This window comes from Pseudomonas lini, assembly GCF_001042905.1.
Classification (GTDB): domain Bacteria; phylum Pseudomonadota; class Gammaproteobacteria; order Pseudomonadales; family Pseudomonadaceae; genus Aquipseudomonas; species Aquipseudomonas lini.
On the sequence record NZ_JYLB01000004.1, the window covers coordinates 39,861 to 62,264 of the forward strand.

Annotated in this window: 19 protein-coding genes; 4 read left to right on the top strand and 15 right to left on the bottom strand. The window is 59.7% G+C overall.

What is annotated here, in order from left to right:
* Positions 1-94: 94 nt before the first annotated feature.
* From TU81_RS12475 to TU81_RS12495, 5 genes are all read right to left on the bottom strand, one after another.
* Entirely contained in the window at positions 95-1,591 is a 1,497-nt protein-coding gene (locus TU81_RS12475) for a sensor domain-containing diguanylate cyclase (RefSeq protein ID WP_048395396.1), read from the bottom strand.
* Between the two features lie 298 nt (positions 1,592-1,889).
* Entirely contained in the window at positions 1,890-3,254 is a 1,365-nt protein-coding gene (locus tag TU81_RS12480) for a heavy metal sensor histidine kinase (protein ID WP_048395398.1), read from the bottom strand.
* Positions 3,244-3,921 carry a heavy metal response regulator transcription factor gene (locus tag TU81_RS12485; RefSeq protein WP_038981640.1) on the bottom strand — a complete coding sequence of 226 codons (678 nt, stop codon included), beginning with the start codon at positions 3,919-3,921 and terminating at the stop codon, positions 3,244-3,246. Before TU81_RS12485 ends, TU81_RS12480 begins: the two co-directional genes overlap by 11 nt.
* A gap of 9 nt (positions 3,922-3,930) precedes the next feature.
* Complete coding sequence (locus TU81_RS12490; protein WP_038981641.1) at positions 3,931-7,038, bottom strand: multidrug efflux RND transporter permease subunit; 3,108 nt, start codon at positions 7,036-7,038, stop codon at positions 3,931-3,933.
* A complete protein-coding gene (locus TU81_RS12495; RefSeq protein WP_048395400.1) occupies positions 7,035-8,195 on the bottom strand; it encodes an efflux RND transporter periplasmic adaptor subunit in 1,161 nt (386 codons plus the stop codon). Before TU81_RS12495 ends, TU81_RS12490 begins: the two co-directional genes overlap by 4 nt.
* 662 nt (positions 8,196-8,857) lie before the next feature.
* On the opposite strand from TU81_RS12495, the gene TU81_RS12500 reads away from it, so the two are divergent.
* Both TU81_RS12500 and TU81_RS12505 read left to right on the top strand, forming a co-directional pair.
* Positions 8,858-9,226, top strand: a complete 369-nt coding sequence (locus TU81_RS12500) for a DUF6124 family protein (RefSeq protein ID WP_048395402.1) — start codon at positions 8,858-8,860, stop codon at positions 9,224-9,226.
* A gap of 367 nt (positions 9,227-9,593) precedes the next feature.
* On the top strand, positions 9,594-9,851 hold the full coding sequence (locus tag TU81_RS12505; RefSeq protein ID WP_007905458.1) for a hypothetical protein: 258 nt from the start codon (positions 9,594-9,596) through the stop codon (positions 9,849-9,851).
* Between the two features lie 156 nt (positions 9,852-10,007).
* Here TU81_RS12505 and TU81_RS12510 read toward each other — a convergent pair whose 3' ends face one another.
* The 5 genes from TU81_RS12510 to norR all read right to left on the bottom strand — a co-directional run bounded on the left by TU81_RS12510 (position 10,008) and on the right by norR (position 14,456).
* On the bottom strand, positions 10,008-10,757 hold the full coding sequence (locus TU81_RS12510; RefSeq protein WP_048395404.1) for a YkgJ family cysteine cluster protein: 750 nt from the start codon (positions 10,755-10,757) through the stop codon (positions 10,008-10,010).
* 83 nt (positions 10,758-10,840) lie between these two features.
* Positions 10,841-11,167, bottom strand: coding sequence for a hypothetical protein (locus TU81_RS12515; RefSeq protein WP_048395406.1), 327 nt, complete (start codon positions 11,165-11,167; stop codon positions 10,841-10,843).
* Between the two features lie 147 nt (positions 11,168-11,314).
* Complete coding sequence (locus tag TU81_RS12520) at positions 11,315-11,773, bottom strand: GNAT family N-acetyltransferase (protein ID WP_048395408.1); 459 nt, start codon at positions 11,771-11,773, stop codon at positions 11,315-11,317.
* A gap of 27 nt (positions 11,774-11,800) precedes the next feature.
* Positions 11,801-12,703: a chemotaxis protein CheV gene (locus tag TU81_RS12525; RefSeq protein ID WP_007905472.1), complete on the bottom strand. Its 903-nt coding sequence runs from the start codon at positions 12,701-12,703 to the stop codon at positions 11,801-11,803.
* 202 nt (positions 12,704-12,905) lie between these two features.
* Positions 12,906-14,456, bottom strand: a complete 1,551-nt coding sequence (norR, locus tag TU81_RS12530) for a nitric oxide reductase transcriptional regulator NorR (protein ID WP_048395411.1) — start codon at positions 14,454-14,456, stop codon at positions 12,906-12,908.
* A 147-nt stretch (positions 14,457-14,603) separates the two neighbouring features.
* Between norR and hmpA the strand changes: the two genes are divergently transcribed.
* Entirely contained in the window at positions 14,604-15,785 is a 1,182-nt protein-coding gene (hmpA, locus tag TU81_RS12535) for an NO-inducible flavohemoprotein (RefSeq protein WP_048395413.1), read from the top strand.
* A gap of 238 nt (positions 15,786-16,023) precedes the next feature.
* On the top strand, positions 16,024-16,800 hold the full coding sequence (locus tag TU81_RS12540) for an ABC transporter substrate-binding protein (RefSeq protein ID WP_048395415.1): 777 nt from the start codon (positions 16,024-16,026) through the stop codon (positions 16,798-16,800).
* Positions 16,801-16,924: 124 nt separating this feature from the next.
* Here TU81_RS12540 and TU81_RS12545 read toward each other — a convergent pair whose 3' ends face one another.
* From TU81_RS12545 to TU81_RS12565, 5 genes are all read right to left on the bottom strand, one after another.
* On the bottom strand, positions 16,925-17,566 hold the full coding sequence (locus tag TU81_RS12545) for a helix-turn-helix transcriptional regulator (RefSeq protein WP_038981650.1): 642 nt from the start codon (positions 17,564-17,566) through the stop codon (positions 16,925-16,927).
* A 98-nt stretch (positions 17,567-17,664) separates the two neighbouring features.
* Positions 17,665-18,792, bottom strand: a complete 1,128-nt coding sequence (locus TU81_RS12550) for an NAD(P)/FAD-dependent oxidoreductase (protein ID WP_038981651.1) — start codon at positions 18,790-18,792, stop codon at positions 17,665-17,667.
* A gap of 154 nt (positions 18,793-18,946) precedes the next feature.
* Positions 18,947-19,894 (bottom strand): ornithine cyclodeaminase family protein, encoded by a 948-nt coding sequence (locus TU81_RS12555; RefSeq protein WP_173667517.1) that lies wholly within the window; start codon positions 19,892-19,894, stop codon positions 18,947-18,949.
* Between the two features lie 138 nt (positions 19,895-20,032).
* Positions 20,033-21,520 (bottom strand): ATP-dependent RNA helicase RhlB, encoded by a 1,488-nt coding sequence (rhlB, locus tag TU81_RS12560; RefSeq protein WP_038981653.1) that lies wholly within the window; start codon positions 21,518-21,520, stop codon positions 20,033-20,035.
* 85 nt (positions 21,521-21,605) lie between these two features.
* Complete coding sequence (locus tag TU81_RS12565) at positions 21,606-22,262, bottom strand: alpha/beta hydrolase (protein ID WP_038981654.1); 657 nt, start codon at positions 22,260-22,262, stop codon at positions 21,606-21,608.
* Positions 22,263-22,404 lie beyond the last annotated feature (142 nt).

The following is a 22,404-nucleotide window of genomic DNA, read 5'->3' on the forward strand; positions in this document are numbered from 1 at the left end:
AGTATCAAAAGATCGCAGCCTTCGGCAGCTCCTACAGGGAAACGCGTTCCAAATGTAGGAGCTGCCGAAGGCTGCGATCTTTTGATTCTGGCTTCTAATCCGCGCAAACCACCCGATTCCGCCCACTTTCCTTGGCCTGATACAGCGCCTTGTCCGCCGCAAACAACAACTGCTCCAGGCTGATATCGGATGCTGTCGTCCAGGTGCTGATACCAATACTGACAGTAATCGACGACGTATCGCCCCCCACCAACGGCAACTGCTCCACTGCTGCACGGACGTTGTCGGCAATCTGTTGGGCGCCGGCGCTGTCGGTTTCAGCCAGGATCACCGAAAACTCCTCGCCACCGTAACGGGCGACCAGATCCGCGGGCCGTCGAACATGAGTGCTGATCACCTTGGCCACCCAGCGCAAGGCATCGTCGCCGCCCTGGTGACCATGACGATCGTTGAACGCCTTGAAGTGATCGACATCAATCATCAACAACGACAGTGGCAGACCGGAACGTTGGGCGCGAAACCATTCATGGCGCAGGGCCTGATCCAGGGTTCGGCGATTGGCCAGACCGGTCAAGGGGTCGGTGGCGGCCAGTTGTGCCAGTTCCTGTTCGGCACTTTGGCGCCGACGCAATTCCCGGCAGAGCAACCAGGTCAGCCACAGCAGGCTCACGCACAGGGCGACAGTCGCAAAGCTGACCACCACCGCAGTGCGCTTCCAGGCCGCAAAGACTTCATCACTGGACAGCGCAACGATGACGATCAACGGCAGGTTCCCGACCTTGGAGAAGGTGTACAGGCGCTTGTCCTTGTATCGATCGGACATGCTGGTGAAGCTGCCGTTACCTTCCTTGACGATGCGCTGGAAGTTGGGGCGGTTACTGAAGTTCTTGCCGATCAGCTCTTCGGCCAGGTGTGGTTGCTGAGCCAGAAGCGTCCCGTCCTTGCTGATCAGATTGACCGTGCTGTCACGGCCGATGCTCAAACTGTTGAACAACTGATCGAAGTAACTCAAGCGCATGGCTGCTTCGGCCACGCCCAGAAACTCACCCTGGGAGCCGTTCACCCGCCGGCTGAAACTGATCCGCCAATCCTGTTCGGGCGACCTGGCTCTGAAGGGGGGACTGATGAACATGCCCGGATCCGGGTTGTTCACGTGAGACTGGAAGTATTCGCGATCGGCATAGTTGCCCTGCCTGGGCTCCACCGAGGCCGAGTCGGCGATCACGTCGCCCTTGTTGTCGAGCAACAAAATGTTGCCCTTGTACGGCGCGGCAGTGGCGCGATCGAAATAGGCCAGATGGCGAATGGCTGGAGAAACGCTCTTGAGGTCTTCTCGCTGGGAGGCAGCGATCAAACCCAGCAGCGACACGTCATAGAGTTCGACATTGCGCAGCACGTCGGCGTCGATCAATTGCACGATATTGTTGGCGGCGCGAGCAGCGGACAATTCGGCATTGGCGCGTTCACGGATCAGCAGAAAAGTCACGATGCTGAGTATTGCAATCACCAACAACGAACTGCCGAGAACCAGAAGCTGCTCCGATCGTGTCGAACGGATCGGATGTTGAGATTTCGCACTGCTCACACTCATGGTTCTGACTTCTGCAAATAAGGCGTTATGAAAGTTCTTTTACAAGAATCGGGCAGAGTCCCAGAAACCGGTCGCGTCCAGAGCGCCTGTATAAATGCCGGATAAAAAAAAGACCAGCAAAACATGCTGGCCTTTTGCTAATTGAAGCTTAGAAGACATTCAGCGGGTAGTCGATAATTACCCGGTACCCAGTGCATCGTTGCGAGGGAAAAGGCAAAGATCGCAGCCTTCGGCAGCTCCTACGTTGGAATGCGTTCCCCTGTAGGAGCTGCCGAAGGCTGCGATCTTTTGAGGTCTGTCAGACCGGAAGGTGGATGCCGAACGTATTCATCCCATGATCACTGCGCACAAACACATCCCCGCCATGCATCAGCGCAATCGCCTTGACGATTGCCAGTCCCAGACCGTGATTGTTGCCACTGTTACTGCGCGATGCATCGACCCGGTAGAAGCGCTCGAACAATCGTGGCAGATGCTCATTGGCAATCGGCGATCCCGGGTTGGCGACGCCGATGCTGACCTGATGCGCTTCGACTTCGATCCGTACCTGAATCACTTGCCCGGGCTCGGTGTGCTGCACCGCGTTGCTCAGCAAGTTGATCAACGCCCGACGCAAATGGGCGATCTCGATTCGTACCTGCGCATCGCCACTGACCTCGACCTGAACCTGCGCATCCTCAAGAATCAAATCCAGATATTCCAACGTGGTCGCCACTTCGTCGGCCAATGAGGTGGACGTCAGTTTAGTGGCCTTGCTGCCCTGGTCCGCGCTGGCGAGGAACAGCATGTCGTTGATGATCGAGCGCAGCCGTTCGAGCTCTTCGAGGTTCGATTGCAGCACTTCAAAATAATGTTCGGCCGAACGCCCACGGGTCAGTGCAACCTGGGTCTGGCCGATCAGGTTGGTCAGCGGCGAGCGCAGTTCATGGGCCACGTCGGCGTTGAACGATTCCAGTCGCGAGTAGGCCTGTTCGACCCGCTCCAGAGTCGCGTTGAACGAGCTGACAAACTGATTCAGTTCAGGTGGCAATGGCGACAGTTGCAGGCGCCCGGACAACCTCGGCGGCGCCAGTCGCTGGGCTTCCTGTGACAACTTGATCAGCGGCTTGAGGCCGATCCGCGCCACCCAGTAACCGAGTGCCGAGGCCAGCAATACACCCACGATCGCCAGGCTGATCAGGGCGATCAGCAAGTGGTGCTGCGTCTCGTAAAAGGTTTCGGTGTCGATGCCGATCATGAAGCGCAGCGGCGGGCGCTGATCCTTGGCTGGCAGCTCAGTGACCAGCACTTTCAGCGGGTACGGATGGTCGGGCAATTGCATGTCGCGCATGCCCAATGGGCCCTGGGCGAAAGCGCGGATCGGCGCATCGGGTTGGCCGTATTCATAACCGGGATTGCCACTGACTACCCAAAAGCGGATGCGCTTGTCTTCTTCGCTCAGCAGCTTGAGCTTGGCGTTGATCTTCACCCAATGCTCGGGCGTGCCGTAACGGTTGAGCGCTGATTCAAGCACGCTGTAACGCGCATCCAGCTCGGCTTCGGGCAGCAGGCCCAAACCCTTGTCGACCTGTTGATACAGCGCACCACCGATCAACAGAAACACCAGCAGCGCCACCAGCGTGAACATCCCGCTCAGGCGTAGCGCGATCGAATTACTGGACACTACGACTCTCCAGCACATAACCCATGCCGCGAATGGTGTGCAGCAATTTCTCTTCGAACGGCCCGTCGAGTTTAGCCCGCAGGCGTTTGATCGCGACTTCGACCACGTTGGCGTCGCTGTCGAAATTGATGTCCCAGACCATCTCGGCGATGGCGGTTTTCGAAAGGATTTCCCCTTGCCGCCGCGCCAGCACGCTGAGCAGCGAAAACTCCTTGGCGGTCAGGTCCAGGCGAGTGCCGGCGCGGGTGGCCTTGCGGCTGATCAAATCTATCCACAGGTCGGCGATGCTCACCTGCACCGGTTCGTGGCCACCGCTGCGACGGGTCAGCGCTTGCAGACGCGCCACCAGTTCGAGGAAGGAAAACGGTTTGCCGAGGTAATCGTCAGCGCCATCGCGCAGGCCCTTGATGCGGTCTTCCACCCGCTCGCGGGCGGTGAGCATGATCACCGGCGTTTGTTTGCGTGCCCGCAACGCACGCAATACGCCGAAGCCGTCGAGGCTTGGCAGCATGACGTCGAGGACAATTACTGCGTAATCGCTTTCCAGCGCCAGGTGCAGGCCTTCGACACCATCGCCAGCCACGTCCACGGTGTAACCCTGTTCCGTCAGGCCGCGATGCAGATAGTCCGCGGTTTTTTCTTCGTCTTCGATAATCAGAACGCGCATGACCCCGCCTCAGTCTGTGGTCGCCTGCACCGGCAGTGGTGCTGGGGCTGGTTTAGGTCGATGGAATAGCCGCTCGAGCCACAAGTATATGACCGGCGTGGTGAACAGCGTCAGCGCCTGGCTCACCAGCAAGCCGCCGACCACCGCGATCCCCAGCGGCTGGCGCAATTCGGCGCCGGTGCCGTAGCCGAGCATCAGCGGCAGGGCGCCGAGCAGGGCGGCGAGGGTGGTCATGATGATGGGCCGGAACCGCGTCATACAGGCCTCATAGATCGCCTCTTCTGGCGGCAAGCCACGGTTGCGCTGGGCGTCCAGTGCGAAGTCGATCATCAGAATGCCGTTCTTCTTGACGATGCCGATCAGCAACACCAGCCCGATCAGCGCCATGATCGAAAAGTCCTGGCCGCAGATCCACAACATGATCACCGCCCCGAGACCCGCCGAGGGCAGGGTCGAGATGATGGTCAGCGGGTGCACGAAGCTTTCGTACAGAACGCCAAGAATGATGTACACCGCCACCAGCGCCGCCAGAATCAGCCACGGCTGGCTGGCCAGCGAACTCTGGAACGCCTGGGCCGCGCCCTGGAAATTACCGCTGATGGCTACCGGCATGCCGATATCGGTCTTGGCCTGATTGAGCATGATCACCGCATCGCCCAACGCGACACCGGGCGCCAGGTTGAACGACAGGTTGGCCGCCGGGAACATCCCGTCGTGAGCAATGGACAACGGACCGATGGTCGGCGCATCGAATTTCGCCAAGGCCGACAGCGGCACCATTTCCCCGCTCAGCGGTGAGCGCAGGTAGAAATAGTTGAGGCTTTCGGCCTTGCCACGCTGTTTGGTGTCCAGCTCCAGAATCACGTTGTACTGGTTGGTCTGGGTCTGGAACTCGTTGATCTGCCGCTGGCCGAAGGCGTCGTACAGCGCTTCGTCGACATCACTGGCGGTCAGGCCGAAACGCGCCGCCGCACTGCGGTCGATGCTGATGTGGGTGATGCTGCCACCCAGTTGCAGGTCGTTGGAAATGTCGCGGAACGCCGGGTTGCTGCGCAGTTTTTCCGTCAGGCGTTGGGTCCAGGTGCTCAGGAGTGCACCGTCGTTGCTCTTGAGCACGTATTGGTACTGCGCGCGGCTCGGGCCGGAGCTGAGGTTGATATCCTGGCCAGCGCGCAAATAGAGAACGATGCCCGGGACTTTCATCAGCTGTGGGCGAATCCGGTCGATGAACTGGCTCGCGGACACGTCACGGTCGCCGCGTTTTTTCAACGAAATCCAGAACCGTCCGTTGGCGATGGTTTGGTTGCTGCCCGAAACGCCGACTGAGTGGGAGAACGTCTCGACGGCAGGATCGGCGGCGACGATTTCGGCCATCGCCAGGTGTTTTTTCACCATGTCGCCGTAGGAAATGTCCGCCGCCGCTTCGGTGGTACCGAGGACGAAACCGGTGTCCTGCACCGGGAAGAAACCCTTCGGAATAAAAATGTACCCGGCGACCGCCAGGCCGAGGGACAGGCCGAACACACCGATCATCAATTTCTGATGGGCGAGGGCGCGGCGCAGGCCTTTCTCGTACAGCGCCAGCAAGCGTTCGCCAAAACCCGGTTTGTCGTGGGCGTGATGCACCGGCGCGCGCATGAACAGCGCGGCCAGGGTCGGCGCCAGCGTCAGGGACACCACCACGGAAATCATGATGGTCGAGGTGGCGGTCAGGGCGAACTCCTTGAACAGCCGCCCGACCACGCCGCCCATGAACAGCAGCGGAATGAACGCCGCCACCAGCGAGAAACTGATCGAGACCACGGTAAAACCGATCTCGCCGGCGCCCTTGATCGCCGCCTCGCGCATGCCGTCGCCGGCCTCCAGGTGGCGGTGAATGTTTTCCACCACCACAATTGCATCGTCCACCACAAACCCGACGGACACCACGATCGCCACCAGCGTCAGGTTATTCAGGCTGAAGCCCATGATGTACATCAGGGCAAAACTGGCGATCAACGACACACCGAGCACCGACGCCACGATCAGGGTCGCCGACAACTGCCGCAGGAACAGCGCCATCACCGCCACCACCAGCAGGATCGCGATCAGCAGGGTGACTTCCACTTCATGCAACGACGCGCGGATGGTCTGGGTGCGATCGACCAACACCTTGACCTGCACCGAGGCCGGCAGCATGGCCGTCAGCGTGGGCAGGGCCGCCTGGATACGATCGACGGTCGCGACGATGTTGGCTCCCGGTTGCCGGAAAATCACCAGGTTCACCCCCGGCTGACCATCCGCCCAGGCCTGGATGTAGGCGTCTTCCGAACCGTTGACGACTTTGGCTACATCCTTGAGATGAACCGGTGCGCCGTCCTTGTAGGAAACAATCAGCTGACCGTATTCCTGCGGGTGGAACAATTGGTCGTTGGTGGACAAGGTCGAAATGCTTGACTCGCCGTACAACGCACCTTTGGCCAGGTTGAGGCTGGTCTGCTGGATCGCCAGGCGAATGTCCGCCAGGGTCAGGCCAATGGCGGCGAGTTTGTCCGCCGACGCCTGCACGCGGATTGCCGGACGTTGCTGACCGGTGATGTTGATATTGCCTACGCCATCGATCTGGCTGATCTGACGGGCGAGTAGAGTTTCCACCAGGTCACTGACTTCGGTGCCGGGCATTTGCGGTGAGTTGATGCTGAGGATCAGCACCGGGCTGTCGGCCGGGTTGACCTTCCTCCAGTTCGGCAGGTTCGGCATGTCTTTGGGCAGCTTGCCGGCGGCGGTGTTGATCGCGGCCTGGACTTCCTGCGCGGCGGTGTCGATGCTTTTGTCTAGGGTGAATTGCAGGGTCAGAATGGTCGAGCCCAGGGCGCTGCTCGAGGTCATTTGGGTCACGCCGGGGATGGCGCTGAATTGCACTTCAAGCGGCGTGGCCACCGACGAGGCCATGGTTTCGGGGTTAGCGCCGGGCAGTTGCGCAGCCACCTGGATGGTCGGGAATTCCGCTTCCGGCAATGGCGCTATCGGCAGTCGCGGGAAGGCGATGACACCGAGCAGCACTAAGGCAAAAGTCAGCAGGACCGTCGCCACCGGATGATCGATGCACCACGCGGAAACCGAGCCATGGCCCTTCATGGTTTCGGCTCCGATTGCACCACTTGTGGTGGGTCGGTCACTACCTGCACGGTCGAACCAGGTTTGAGCCGCGACTGGCCGTCGCTGACCAGCACATCGCCCGGTTTCACGCCCTTGATGATGTCCTGGCCGCTGCCTTGATAAACCATCTGCACCTGAACGGCTTCGACCTTGTTGCCATTGACCCGGTAGACGAAATGTTGATCGAGGCCACGTTGTACGACAGTGGGCGGCACCACCAGCGCATTTTTATCCAGTGCTGTCTGAATTTTTACCGTTACCAGCAGGCCCGGCCAGAGTTTCTGTGCGGGGTTGGCGAATTCAGCCTTGGCGCGGATGGTCCCGGTATTGGCGTTGATCTGGTTGTCGATCAGGGTCAGGTGGCCTTCGCCCAGCAGGTTGCCGGTTTCGCCGTCGGTGTCGGCACCGATGTAGGCCTTGACCAGCGTGTGTTGTGGATCGTTGATCAGACCTTGCAGGGTCGGCAACATTTGTTGCGGCAGGGAAAACTCCACGGCAATCGGGTCGATCTGGGTCACGGTGAACAAGCCTTGGGTGTCAGTCATGCGCAGGAAGTTGCCTTCATCCACTGTGCGAATACCGACGCGACCGGTGACTGGGGAGCGAATCTGTGTGTAGGAAAGCTGCACCAGAGCGGCGTCGATCGAGGCCTGATTGCCTTGGGCGGTGGCTTTGAGTTGGTTGACCAGCGCTTGTTGCTGGTCGTAGGTCTGCTTGGACACGCCATCGTCGACGCTCAGCAGTTTGTAGCGCTTGAGGTTGACCTGTGCCACTTGCAGTTGCGCCTGGCTTTCGCCCAGTTGCGCCCGGGCCTGATCGAGGCTGGCGCGGATCGAGCGGTCGTCGATGGTGGCCAGCAAATCACCTTTGTTCACAAGTTGGCCTTCCTTGACCAGCAGCTTGGTGAGGATGCCGTCGATCTGCGGACGTACGACCACGCTGTGCAATGACAGCACCGAGCCGATGCCGCTGATGTAGCGGGGCACGTCTTTTTCGGCGACGCTGACTACTCGCACGGGGATGGCGGTGGAGGTGGCCAGTTTGGTCGTGGCGGGTTTGGCGGCGTACCACACGCCCAGCGCTGCCAGGACGATCAGAAGGGCGGCGAACAGGGCGGTTTTTTTCTGAATTCGCATGCGAGTGGGGCGCCGGGCAGAGTGGTCGGAGTTTTGTCAGGTTTATACCTTCCTTTATAAACCTGTTCGCCCGTCAGGAGAGTGACTGGTAACTGACGGCGCTGTCAGTTTTGGCCGGAATCTTGATCTTGGCGGCCTTATAGCCGACCAGGTTCTTGTTGATTGAGTACATATCCATTTCTGCGGTAAGGGGCGGGTGTACGCCGCTCTACTGTGGGAGCGGGCTTGCTCGCGAAGGCGGCCTGACAGCCGACCAATCTATCGCGGGTGTACGCAACCCCCCGTAGGAGCTGCCGAAGGCTGCGATCTTTTGACGTTGATTTTCAAGATCAAAAGATCGCAGCCTCGTTTCACTCGACAGCTCCTACAGTCATCCGTGTCAGACGAGAATTCGGTGTCAGACGCGGGATTGATCGTTCCCACGCTCCAGCGTGGGAATGCCGCCCGGGACGCTCCGCGTTCCGCTTTTGAATGTTTAACGGATGTGTCAAAACATGGAACTTTCCCACGCATTTTTCAGGTTGTCCGTCGGAAGCAGGCTCTCTAGTCTTTGGCTGTCGCTGCACATTCAGCGACCGGGCGTGAGATCCCCGAAACGAGTAGGCGAAAGCCTCACGACCATAACGGCAAGTGATGGCTCCAATTGAGATTAGGAGCTACAAATGGAAAACGATAATTCTGATTCGAAGTTCAACAAAACCAACCCAAACGCCGAAGCCTCGCGCACCGAAGAATTACTCAAAGACCGCGAAGCCATAAAACGCGCCCTCGACTACTACCTCGATCCCCCGGCGCAATACACCGAAAAACCCCGCCGCCCCAGCACCATGTTCATGGTCGCCCCGGGTGCAGGCACCGAAAGCCTGCTGGCCCACGCCTGTGAATCGTTGGCCTCAGCGAGTGTCCTGGCCACCGATTTCGCCAACAACCTGATCGGCCCGCAGCGTCATACGGCGTTGGCAATTCAGCAGGTCATCATGCTGGCAGAGCTGGCGGTGAACCGGGCGCTGGATAACGTCGATCCGGCGTAGGCCGCGTTATCGTTCATCGCGAGCAGGCTCGCTCCCACAGGATTTGTGTCGTACGCAGATTTTGTATATGACCGCTCCACTTGTGGGAGCGGGCTTGCCCGCGATGACGGCGGCACATCCAACGTCCCTGTGACTGACACACCGCTATCGCGGGCAAGCCTCGCTCCCACAGGGATTATTGTTGTTCACGGATTCAGTGCACGACACAATGCGCCTGTAGGAGCGAGGCTTGCCCGCGAAAGCGGTTGGTCAGTCAACACAAAACCCAACTGACCAACTGCAGCTTGCGGCTCCCGACACAGGTATACTGCCGCCTTTCGCGGCTCGCCTACCGGGCCCGACTCTTTGAGCATCACCCGGAGCTTTCATGACTTCCCCGACACAACCGCCGGTTGCCGACGCTTTGAGCGACGACCAGGCAGACCTGCCAGACAGCGTCGACTCCAGCGCAGACAGCGAAACCAAAGCGGCGATTCCAGCGTTCAAGTTTCCGTTCAAGCCGGGTGAATTGGCCGCGGCGAAGAATGCCAGCCAGCCTTGGTACAAGAACGGCGCCAAGAATGGTCACACCAAGACCCCGGGTGCAGCGCCTCCTGGCACTCGTCGTTCGATGGGTAAGCGCTGAGTCTTTACCTCTGCGGTGCCTGATCTGCCGTCTTCGCGAGCAAGCCCGCTCCCACAGTAGTTCATCGTCGTTCACAGATTCGGTGTACGACACAAATCCACTGTGGGAGCGGGCTTGCTCGCGAAAGGGCCAGCACAAACACCACAGATCTTGGGCTCAGGCCGCCCGCAACGAAATAAACGCATAGTTCAGCGGCGCTTCAGTCGCCACTTGCGCCCCGGCTGCCAGCACTTGCCCGGCAATATCATCGCCTGAAACATGAAAGACCCATTCACCGCCCGACCCCGCCAACGGCTGTTGCGCCACCTGATCAATGACCATGGCAAACGCCGTCATGTCCGGCAGATAAGCAGTAAATCCATCGCCCTTCAGCGCTGTCGTCCGAATCCCCAATAACGCGCAAATCGCTTCCTTGGCCTGAATCTCATCGCGATCCGCCTGACGCGAGCGCTGGATCAATCCTGCCAGTTCCTGATCCACCAGCTCACCCCCAATGATCAAATCCGGCCCTGTTTCCCAGGACTCGGGTGGGCATTCTTTGATCGCCGGGTTGAGCGGGATGTGCGGATTGATTTCCATCGGGTAGATGCGGCACACCAGCGGTCGGCGTTGGTAGATGCGGCAGAGGTTGTCTTCGTCAAGATTCCGGCAGGGACCGACGTTGTACGCGGCAAAGGTGATCGCCACATGCGCCTCGCAGGCGCCGCTTCGAACCACAATTGAACGGCGTTCGGCGTGTTCGCGTTGCTGCATGGGCAGGCCCAGGCCATTGGCGAGGAAGGCCTCCACCAGCACGATCACCTGACCGCCATCGGCCGCCCACATCCGGGCTTCGGCCAGTGTCAGGGGCACGTGGTGGTCGTTGCAGCATTTGCCACAACCTACGCAGGAAAACGTTGTATTCATCTAACGGCCAGTCACCTGTGGGGGCATGAAATGGCGACAAAAAGCCACCGCAAAGGCCTGTGCCGAAGCAAGTTATGCGCCATTCACTGCGCTTTTGCTGTTGGGCGGATGGAGTCCCACTCGGTCACGTAGGCGGTTTTGCTTTTCTTGTTGTAGAGGCACAGCTCGATGCCTTGCTGGCCTTTCATGTGTTTTTGCGGGTACTGGCCTTGCAGCAGGAGCGCGGTATAACCGACTCGGTCATCGAACTGCGCGGCGTTGCCGACGGGTTTGACGTTTTTCAGGCCGCTGGTTTTGGTGCAACTGGCGAGCACGGCTTTGTCGTAGGCGGCCCAGGCGTCGGGGCTGGAGGCATGGGCTTGGGTGGCGAGGGCGGTGAGGCAGAGGAAGGTCGGGGTGATGGCTTTCATGGTTTGGGCATCCTTGGCGTGTAGTGGCCGAGGTCGGAGTATGCCTGATGGTTTTGGGTGGTTGTGCGGGCCTCTTCGCGGGCAAGCCACGCTCCCACAGGGATCACCTAAATCCTGTGGGCGCGAGGCTTGCCCGCGAAGGTGGTGTCAGGTTGGAACCGGCTCCCGGCGGACCACATACATCCCGGCACTTTCATACAAACGCTGAGCCCGAAGGTTGTTTTCCAGCACCTTCAAATCCACAAAACCTTCGCGGCGTTGCTGAAACACGTTGAATGCATTCAGCAGCAGCGCACGGCCAAGTCCGAGGCCTTGAGCGCGCGGATGCACCACCAGGCTCTTGATGTAGGCACTGGTCCAGCACTGAGCGACGCCGACGATGCCTTCGGCGTCGAACGCGATGAAGCACAGGGACGGATCGTATTCAGGATCGGTTTCGAAGCGCCGTTGCCAGACTTCCAGCGCCGGTACGCGACCGCTACCTTCCAGATAGCCCAGCTCCATCAAGTGATGAACGTCTTCGGCAAGTTCAGGGCGGTAGTCGGTCAACTCAATGCCATTTGGCCAAGTAAAAGGCGGCACATCCTCAGCGAGGTTGCGCCGCATCAGAAAACAAAAAACCTCAGCCACAACTCAGTGACCTTGTTCGGCGACGGCCCTGGCCGCCGCGATCAGGCATTTGGTCAGTTCCGGCGAAGAGAATTTGGTCAGCACCGCGTTGGCCCCGGCCAGTCGCGCTTTCTCGCTGTTCATGGCGCTGTCCAGCGAGGTGTGCAGCAATACATAGAGGTGTGAGAAGTCCGGCGTTTCGCGCAATGTGCGGGTGAGGGCATAGCCGTCCATTTCCGACATTTCGATGTCCGAGACGATCAGGTTGATCTGCTGGGCAGTGCCTTGCAGGTCCAGCAGGCAGTCGATGGCTTCCTTGGCGCTGCGTGCGGTGTGGCATTGCAGGCCGAGGTTGCGCAGGGTGTGTACCGATTGTTGCAGGGCGACCTGGCTGTCATCGACCACCAGGATTCGCGCATTGCCGAGTACTTCGGCGTCTTCCATGCTCAGTTCGGTCGGGGCTGTTTCGATCTGCGCCGGAGCGATGCCGTGGATGACCTTTTCGATGTCCAGCACTTGCACCAGCGTGCCGTCGACCGAGGTCACGCCGGTGATGTACGAGCGCACGCCGCCGGAGCCGAAGGGTGGTGGACGGATGTCGGTGGTCAGGCAATGGACGATCTTGCTCACCGCCTGAACGTGCAGGCCCTGCTTGGAGCGGCTGACGTCGGTGACGATCAGGCAGCCACCGTTCGGGTCTTCCAGCGGTCGCTCGCCAATGGCGCGGCTCAGGTCGATCACCGACAACGAGGCGCCGCGCAGGGTGGCGATGCCTTTGACGTGGGGGTGCGACTCCGGCAGCTTGGTCAGCGGCGGGCAGGGGATGATTTCGCTGACTTTCAGCAGGTTGATCGCCATCAGCTTGCCGCTGCGCAAGGTAAACAGCAGAAGCGAAAGTGAATCTGCGCGGGCTTTGTTGGAAGACATAAAAACCTTCTGTGGAGAAAGGTGATGGGCGATTGTGAAGATCGCCAACAGCTATCGATGCCGGGTTATCGACTTGTTGGGGGCAGGCTTTAGTGCCAATGAATGTTGGGTAGATCAAAAGATCGCAGCCTCGCTTCGCTCGACAGCTCCTACAAGGGATTGGCGTGAACCTGTAGGAGCTGCCGAAGGCTGCGATCTTGGCTTATTTCATGCCAAGCCGCTTGGCCATCCGTCCAAGGTTCGCCCGATCCAGACCCAGCTCCCGCGCCGCGCTGGCCCAGTTGTTCTGGTGCCGTTCCAGGCAAGCGCTGATCAGTTGGCGCTGATAATGTTCGGTGGCTTCACGCAAATCCCCTGAAACCAACACCGCCGCCGGCGCAGCATCCACCGGTTCTGGCGCGGGTTCAACGCTGCCGGGCAAGTCCAGATCCGCCGCACTCAAACTGAGAATCTTCGGCCGTTGTTTGCAGTTGCCCAAGGCCTTCAGCGCACTGCGACCAATCAAATGCTCCAGCTCCCGCACGTTCCCCGGCCAGTCATACGTCAACAATGCCGCTTGCGCATCGCTGGTCAGGCGCAGGCTGTTGAGGCCCATGCGTGAGCGGTTTTGTTCCAGGAAATAGCCGCTGAGCAGCAACACATCCCTACCGCGATCGCGCAGTGCGGGCACCAGCAACGGGTAAACGCTCAGGCGATGATAGAAGTCGGCACGGTAGCGACCGCTGCGCACTTCTTCGGCCAGGTCGCGGTTGGTCGCTGCGATCAATCGCACGTCGACCTGATGCTCCTTGTCTGAGCCCAAGCGTTGCAGTTGACCACTCTGCAGCACCCTCAATAATTTGGCTTGCACCGTCAGCGACAGTTCGCCCACTTCGTCGAGGAACAACGTGCCGCCATTGGCCAGTTCGAACTTGCCGCGACGATCATTCGTCGCGCCGGTGAAAGCACCGCGCACATGGCCGAACAATTCGCTCTCCACCAGCGTGTCTGGCAGGGCGGCGCAATTGAGGCTGATGATCGGTTTGTCGGCCCGTGGGGATGCCGCGTGGATGGCCTGGGCAACCAGCTCTTTGCCGACTCCGGTTTCGCCGGTGATCAGCACCGTCAGGTCGCTGCCGCCCACCAGGCTGATCTCTTCCACCAGTCGTTTGTAAGTCTTGCTCTGGCCGATCATTTCGCGGTTCTGTTGGCCGCTGGCCTGACGGTAAACCTCGGCGCGCTGATGTTCGTCTTCGACGCGATTGGCCAGCCGCTCGATGCGCTCGGCGGCGTTGACCGTGGCGGCGGCGAGGCTGGCGAAGGCTTGCAGGGCGTCCAGTTCGATCGGTTCGAAACGTTCAGGGTCGAGCGCGTCGAGGGTCAGCAAACCCCACGGACGCTCGTCGATAAACAGCGGGCAGCCCATGCAGTCGTGGACTTCCAGGTGATCGTGAAGACCATCGACCAGACCGTCATAAGGGTCGGGCAAATCGCTGTCGGCGGCGAAGCGAGTCGGGCCGGGACTGCTGAGCAGTGCTTCGAAGCGTGGGTGTTCGCTGACCTTGAAACGTCGGCCCAGGGTGTCGGTGCTCAACCCGTCCACGGCCAGCGGCACCAGCCATTCGCCATCGAGTCGCAGCAGGGCCGCGGCGTCGCAAGGGAGCAGGGCGCGCATGGCTTCGAGCAGGCGTCGGTAGCGCTCGCCTTCGGGCAATTCGCGGGACAGGTCGGAGACCAGGGGCAGCAGGGTCGTGAGCAATAATTTTGCAGTCATAATGACTCCGTGTAGTCGGTATGACTATAAAGCGTTGTGTGTCGATATGACTACTGTGTTTTTAATTTACTGATTTATAAGGATTTAATTGTTGGCATGGAAACTGATACGTAAAGGTTATTCATATAAAGCCCAGGGGTTGCTCTTATGCTTAGCGTTCAAGACCGTGCCATCGTCAAGTCCACCGTGCCGTTGCTGGAAAGCGGCGGCGAAGCGTTGATCACTCACTTCTACCGCATGATGCTCTCCGAATATCCGGAAGTGCGCCCGTTGTTCAACCAGGCCCACCAGGCCAGCGGCGATCAGCCTCGCGCCTTGGCCAACGGTGTATTGATGTATGCGCGGCACATCGACCAGCTCGATCAGTTGGGCGACCTGGTGGCCAAGATCATCAACAAGCATGTGGCGCTGCAAATTCTTCCGGAACACTACCCTATTGTCGGCAGCTGCCTGTTGCGCGCGATCTCCGAAGTACTGGGCGAAGAGATTGCCACGCCTGAAGTGATGAGTGCCTGGGGCGCGGCCTACGGTCAATTGGCCGAGATCCTGATCGGCGCCGAAGCCAGCATCTACGACCAAAAAGCGCAGGCGCCGGGCGGCTGGCGTGGCGCGCGGGAATTCATCGTGGCGGCCAAGGTCGAGGAGAGCGCGGAAATCACCTCGTTCTACTTCGAACCGGCGGACAAGGGGCTGATTCTCGCGGCAGAGCCTGGCCAGTACATCGGCATGAAACTGATCCTCGATGGCGAAGAAATTCGACGTAACTATTCGCTGTCGGCGCTGGCCAACAAGGGCCAGTACCGCATCAGCGTCAAGCGTGAAGCCGGCGGCCGCGCTTCCAACCATTTGCACGATCAACTGCACGTCGGCGCGAGCATCCTGCTGTTCCCGCCAGCGGGCGATTTCACCCTGACCGCCAGCGACAAACCGCTGGTGCTGATCAGTGGCGGCGTCGGCATCACCCCGACGCTGGCGATGCTCGAAGCGGCGCTGGCGACCGAGCGGCCGGTGCACTTTATTCACTGCGCGCGCAACGGTAGCGTGCATGCTTTCCGTGACTGGATCGATGGCCTGGCCGAGCGTCATCCGCAGCTCAAGCGTTTTTATTGCTATGCCGAAGACGATGGCGTCAGCCCGGCGGCGGACAAGGTTGGCCTGTTGAGCCAGGCGCAACTTGGCGAGTGGTTGCCGGAACAGCGCGATGTGGATGCGTACTTCCTAGGGCCTAAAGGCTTCATGGCCGCGATCAAGCGTCACCTCAAGGCCTTGGGTGTGCCAGAGAAGCAGAGCCGTTACGAGTTCTTCGGGCCGGCTGCGGCGCTCGAATAACTGTTTGCGGTAATTCCTGAGGGCCGGGTTGGTGTTTCGCTTGTTAGCGAAGCACCGACCCGGCCTTTTTTACATTTGGCTAGCACCCGACCAGAGGCCGGGTATGAGGCTGCCTACCTGATTGACGGAAAATACATAAAAGTCCAGTATGGAATTCTAAGTACAAAAAAGGCATTTCCCCCGTTTCAGTTTTTTCTTCTGTCTTGCCAAACCAACAACAACCCGCGAGAGAACGAATATGAAGAAATTCCCCCTCATCACCGGTCTGGCCTTGAGCCTGTTGGCGTGCAGTAGCGTGTTCGCCGCCGAGAAAAACCTGCGCATCGGCATCGAAGCGGCCTATCCGCCGTTCGCGTCCAAAACCCAGGAAGGCAAAATAGTCGGTTTCGACTACGACATCGGCAATGCCCTGTGCGCGCAGATGAAGGTCAAGTGTGAGTGGGTCGAAGGCGAGTTCGACGGTCTGATTCCTTCCCTGAAGGTGAAGAAAATCGACATGGCGCTATCGTCCATGACGATCAACGAAGACCGTAAGAAATCGGTGGATTTCACTCATAAGTATTACTTCACCTCATCGCGTCTGGTGATGAAGGATGGCGCCGTAGTGGATGACCAGTACGCCAGCCTCAAGGGCAAGAATATCGGCGTGCAGCGCGCAACCACCACCGACCGTTACGCCACCGAGGTTTTCGAACCCAAGGGCATCAACGTCAAGCGCTACGGCAACAACGAAGAAATCTACATGGATCTGGCGGCCGGTCGTCTCGATGCGATTTTTGCCGACACCATTCCATTGAATGACTTCCTGTCGATGCCTCGTGGCAAAGGCTACGCATTCGTAGGTCCGGAGTTGAAGGATCCGAAATACGTGGGCGAGGGCGCCGGGATTGCCGTGCGCAAGGGCAACACGCAGTTGGTGGCGGATCTGAACAAGGCGATCGACGAGATTCGCGCTAGTGGCGAGTATCAGAAGATTTCGCAGAAGTACTTCAGGTCGGATATTTACGGCGACTGATAAATCGCCTTCGCGAGCAAGCCCGCTCCCACATTCGATCGCATTTCTTCAGGAAGAACTCGATCAACTGTGGGAGCGGGCTTGCTCGCGAAGGGGCCCTATCAGGCTGTACACATCTTAGGGCTCAGCCCTTCAATTCCTTCAAATGCTTGTACACCGTCGCCCGCCCCATGTTCAGCACATTGGCCACATAGTTGGAGGCGCTTTTGCCTTTGAAGGCGCCTTCGGCGTGCAGCGCCAGCACCAGTTCGCGTTTGTGGTCGCGGGTCAGCACGTTCAGGCTCAACTGACGTTCGCGCAACCAGGCGTGCAGAAAGGTGTTGATCCGTTCCTGCCAGTCATCGCGAAACAGTGAGTCCGGTTGCGGGATCAGCTTGGTCGGCGACAGGAACAAATCCAGCGCCGCTTTCGCGTTCTCGAACAGCGAGATATTCAGGTTGATGCACAGCACCGCCAGCGGACGACCCTCGCTGTCGCGCAGCACGCTGCTGAGGCTGCGAATTTTCTGGCCGTCCCAGTTGAGCTTTTCGTACGGCCCGATGTTTCGTTCGCTGACCTCTTCGCTGAGCATGTCTTCCAGCGAGGAGTCGTCGCCGATTTCCCGTTTGGACAGGTTGTTGGCGATGTAATCGACCTTTTGCGTGCGCAGGTCGTGCAGCACCACCTCGGCGTGAGGGAAGAACAACGTGGCGATCGCATCGGCAATCGCACGGAAGTTGTCCATGGACGTAGCGTCCAGGGCCGAGTCTTTTTCAGGTGCGTTCATACAGTGGAACTCCAGGCAGCGTCAGCGCCCCGTTAAAAAGGGGGCGCTGGAAGTTTGCCGCAATCGTGTGGACACGTCACCTGAGGGGAGGATCAGGATCAGCCCAGGCGGGCGGGGGAGAGCATCTCGGCGTCCAGGCCGAAACGGGTGAGTTGCTCGGGCAAGGCTTCACCGCGTACCAGTGCAGCGCTGGCCTGGCCCATGGCCGGTGACGTCTGGATGCCGTAGCCGCCTTGCGCCGCGACCCAGAACAACCCCGGCACCTGCTGATCGAAGCCGGACAGCAAATCCCCGTCACGCACGAAACTGCGCAGGCCGGCCCAGGTGCGGGTCGGGCGGCGGATGGTCAGGGTGGTGGCTTCTTCGATCTGGTAAATACCCATGGCGATGTCCAGCTCTTCGGGCTGCACGTCGTGCGGTTCTACCGGGTCGGCGTTGGCCGGTGAACCGAGGAACATGCCGGCGTCGGGCTTCATGTAGAACGACTCATCAAGGCTGACCAGCATTGGCCAGTCATGGATATCCAGGCCCTCGGGGCCGGCAAAGATAAAGGCTGCCCGGCGCTTGGGTTGCAAACCCAGCGGTTTAGCGCCGGCCAGTTCGCCAATCTTGTCGGCCCAGGCACCGGCGGCATTGATGATGATCGGGGCGCTGAAGGTCTGAGTGTTGGTTTGAACCTGCCACAACCCAGCGGCATCACGGCTCAGACTCAGCACTTCGCTATCGGTATGGACCTCGCCTTTATTGCGCCGGATACCGCGCAGATAGCCCTGGTGCAGAGCGTCGGTATCGATGTCGCTGGCGGTCGGGTCGTAGATCGCGCCATGGACTTTTTCCGGACGCAGGATCGGCAGGCGCGCACAGGCTTCGCTGGCGCTGAGCAATTGCATTTCCGGCACCGTGGCTTTGGCGCTCAGGTATTGATTGTTCAATTCGGCCGGATCGCCGGTGAAGTCGACGGTCATCTCGCCGCGGGGGGTCAGCAATGGGTGTTCGCAGAAACCGGGCGGCGGCGCGTCGAAGAAGTCGCGGCTGGCCTGGGTCAATGCCCGAACCTGCGGTGTGCCGTAGGCGGCGGTGAACAGCGCCGCCGAGCGTCCGGTGGAGTGATAGGCCGGATGGGATTCGCGTTCGAGCACAATCACCCGCCCGTGCTGCGACAGCCAGAAACCGGTGGAAGCGCCGGCAATTCCGCCGCCGATGATGATGAAATCTGCCTGGCTCATGAACGTCTCCTGTGGGGGGCGCAAATGCCGAAATTGTTAGAGATCCTCTGTAGGAGCTGCCGAGTGAAACGAGGCTGCGATCTTTTGACTTTGCTTTTTAAAGGCAAGATCAAAAGATCGCAGCCTTCGGCAGCTCCTACAGGGGTTTGTGGTGTTAGCGCTGTAGGCGGTAAAGGGCATTGGCCAGGGCGATGTCTTCCAGGCCCAGGCCGATGGAGCGGAAGAACACCGAGCGGTCGTATTCAGGGCGCTGGACTTTTTCGCTGAGCAAGTCGGGCAGGTCGCCGACAATCGAACGCTTGTCCCAGCCATGCTGCTCGCCGGCGATCAGCATTTCACCGGCCGAGCCCGGAGTGGTCTGACGATAGTCACAGAACACCTGCATGTCATTGAGGCTCTGCGGTGGCACTTCATGGGCGCGTGGGGCGTTGGTGCTGATGGAAGTGATCAGCGCCGGTTTGCTCAAAATCGACGGGTCGATTACCGGTCCGGCGGACGAGGTGCAGAGCATGATCACGTCGGCGTCCTGAATCGCAGCTTCGCAACTGTCGGCGAGGGCCAGTCGTGGATCAAGGCTTTTGAGCTGTGCCAGCGCTTCGGGATTCTTGTCGCTCAGGCTCGGCGAGTAGAGGCTGATGCTTTGCCAGTCTCGCAGGCCCTTGACGTAGTGCAGGTGCGCTTGGGCTACCTTGCCGCTGCCGATGATCGTCAGACGCTGGGCCTTCAGCGGCGCGAGCGCATCAACCGCCACCGCCGTCGTCGCGGCGGTGCGTGCGGTGGTCAGTTCACCGGCATCGCAGAGCAGCAGCGGCTGGCCGGTCTGCATCGACATCAGCAGCGTCCAGGCGGTCACCAACGGGCCTTGCTCGCGCACGATGTAAGGCGACGTCTTGACGCCATATACCCCGTCTTCGGCCAGCACACCCAGGTAGTTGATGAAGTCCCCGGCACCCTGCGGGAATTCCACCAGCTGTTGCGCCGGCTGCACGGCATGCCCGGCGGCCAGGTCGCGGAACAGCTTGCGCAGGATCTGCGGCACGTCAACGTGTGCCAGCAGTTCGCGGGCTTGAGGTTGGGTGATCACGTAAGGCGTGCTGGGCATGGTCGGCTCCGGGCGCTGAAAGTAAACTAATTTGTCCATTATGGACTTTTAGTTGTCTCGAGCAAGCTCCTTTGAAAAAAGCCGGACGAAAAAAAAGCGCAGTCCGTTTCCGGCTGCGCCTCTTTCTGTAAGCCCGAGTTACGGGCGCTTGCGCTCAACCGCCCGCAGCAGATGCGTCGGTGGCGTTTCACAACTGATCTTGCGACCCAGCAACGCCTCGATGGACGGTAGCTGGTAGGAGTCGTCTTCACCGGCAAAGCTGATGGACACGCCATCCGCGCCGGCACGACCGGTACGACCGATGCGGTGCACATAGTCGTCCGGGACTTCCGGCAGGGTGAAGTTGATCACGTGGCTGATGCCGTCGATGTGAATGCCGCGACCGGCAACATCGGTGGCCACCAGCACGCGGATCTTGCCTTCGCGGAAACCTTCCAGGGTCTTGATGCGCTTGTGCTGCGGCACATCGCCAGACAGTTGCGCCGCGTTGACGCCATCGCGTACCAGGCGTTCTTCGATGCGCCGCACTTCATCCTTGCGGTTGGCGAAGACCATCACCCGTTCCCAGCCGTTATCGTTGACCAGGTTGTAGAGCAGTTTGTATTTGTCGGCACCGGCCACCGCGTAGATGTGTTGCTCAACGTTTTCGCTGGCCACGTTCTGCGCTTCGATCTCGACGATCGACGGGTCGGTGGTCCATTGCTTGGCGAGGTTCATCACGTCTTCGGTGAAGGTCGCGGAGAACAGCAGCGTCTGACGCTCGTTCTTCGGCGGAGTCTGGCGAATGATCTGACGCACTTGTGGGATGAAACCCATGTCGAGCATCCGGTCGGCTTCGTCCAGCACCATGACTTCGACCATGTCCAGGTGCACATCGCCGCGCTGGTTGAAATCGAGCAAGCGGCCCGGTGTCGCGACGAGAATGTCGCAGTGACGGGCTTCGAGGTGCTTGAGTTGCTTGTCGAAGTCCATGCCGCCGACAAATGTCATGACGTTGAGGCCGGTGTACTTGGTCAGGTCGGCTGCGTCCTTGGCGATCTGCACCACCAGTTCCCGGGTCGGGGCGATGATCAGTGCCCGCGGTTCACCCATGTAGCGCTCTTTGGGCGGCGGGGTTTGCAGCAGCTGAGTGATGATCGAAATCAGGAAGGCGGCGGTTTTGCCGGTGCCGGTCTGGGCGCGACCGATGGCGTCTTTGCCCGCGAGGGTGAAGCCAAGCACCTGCGCCTGGATCGGCGTGCAATACGGAAAGCCCAGGTCCTGAATGGCGTGCATCAGTTCGGGGGCGAGTTTGAAATCGTGGAAGCGGGTTTTGCCTTCCTGGGGTTCGACGACGAAGTCTTCGAGTTTCCAGGGAATAACCGGCGCTTTTGGCTTTGGTTCGCGACGCGGTTTTGGCGGTTTCGGGGTTTCGCTGCGCGGCTGCTCAGAGGCGATGGCCGGGGCTGCGGGGGCGGTCGGTGTGGTCACCGGCTCGTGTTTCGGTGCCGCTACGGTTGCGGTCCGGCCAGGCTGATTACCGTCGGTGCGGTGGCTGGGAGTATGAGAAGGAGCGCTGGAGACTGGCGCGAGCTGCTCAGTCTCGCTTTTACCGAACATTTTCTTGAGTGCTTTGAGCACGGTCATCTCATCAATTGGTTAAGGAATATACGCCGGCCAGTGTAATGCAAGAATCAGGCGCGGCGTAGTGGGATGGATCAATGGGTAGCTTTTAACGCAAACGCTCGGCGAGCCAGACGCCAATGTCGCGGATTTCTTCGGGTAACACTTCGTGGCCCATTGGGTATTCCTGCCATGTCACGGTGACACCATGTTGCTTTAAATACTCGTAGGCGGTCCGGCCCATGGAGTTTTGAACCACGTCATCGTACTGGCCGTGCAATGACAGCACCGGAATGCGTTGCTGGCTGGCGGAAAGCTCCAGTTCATCGCTGAATGTCGGCGCATAAGTAGAGAGCGCTAGTACGCCACCCAGCGGTCCCTGCCATTTCAAAAAGGCCGTGTGCAACACCACGGCGCCGCCTTGGGAAAAACCGGCGAGAAAGATGCGCGAGGCGTCTATTCCGCTGGCCTTCTGCTCTTCGATCAAATCAAAGACCCGTTGCGCGGACGCTTCCAGCTGCTCTCGGCTGATCGCGCGCGCCGGGCTCATGGCCAATATGTCGTACCAGCTCGGCATTTCGTAGCCACCGTTAATAGTCACGGCGCGAGTCGGTGCCTGGGGCAGGACGAAGCGAGTGGTCAACAGGATTTCCTGCAGCGCTTCAGCCACCGGCAGGAAGTCGTAGCGGTCGGCGCCCAGCCCGTGCAGCCAGATAACGCAGGCATCTGCGGGCTTTACGGGTTGCAGAATCAAGGGCTCGGTCATGGGTGCTCCATATGTGTGCGTGCGTTCTCATTTAAGTGCGAGCTCTGAGTGCGCGTCTGGTTGATCAGTTAAGAAGATGTCGCAAGGCTGAAAGTTTTGCTATTGACCTGTCGCTTAATCGCTTTAGCGAGCGGTCTGGTAC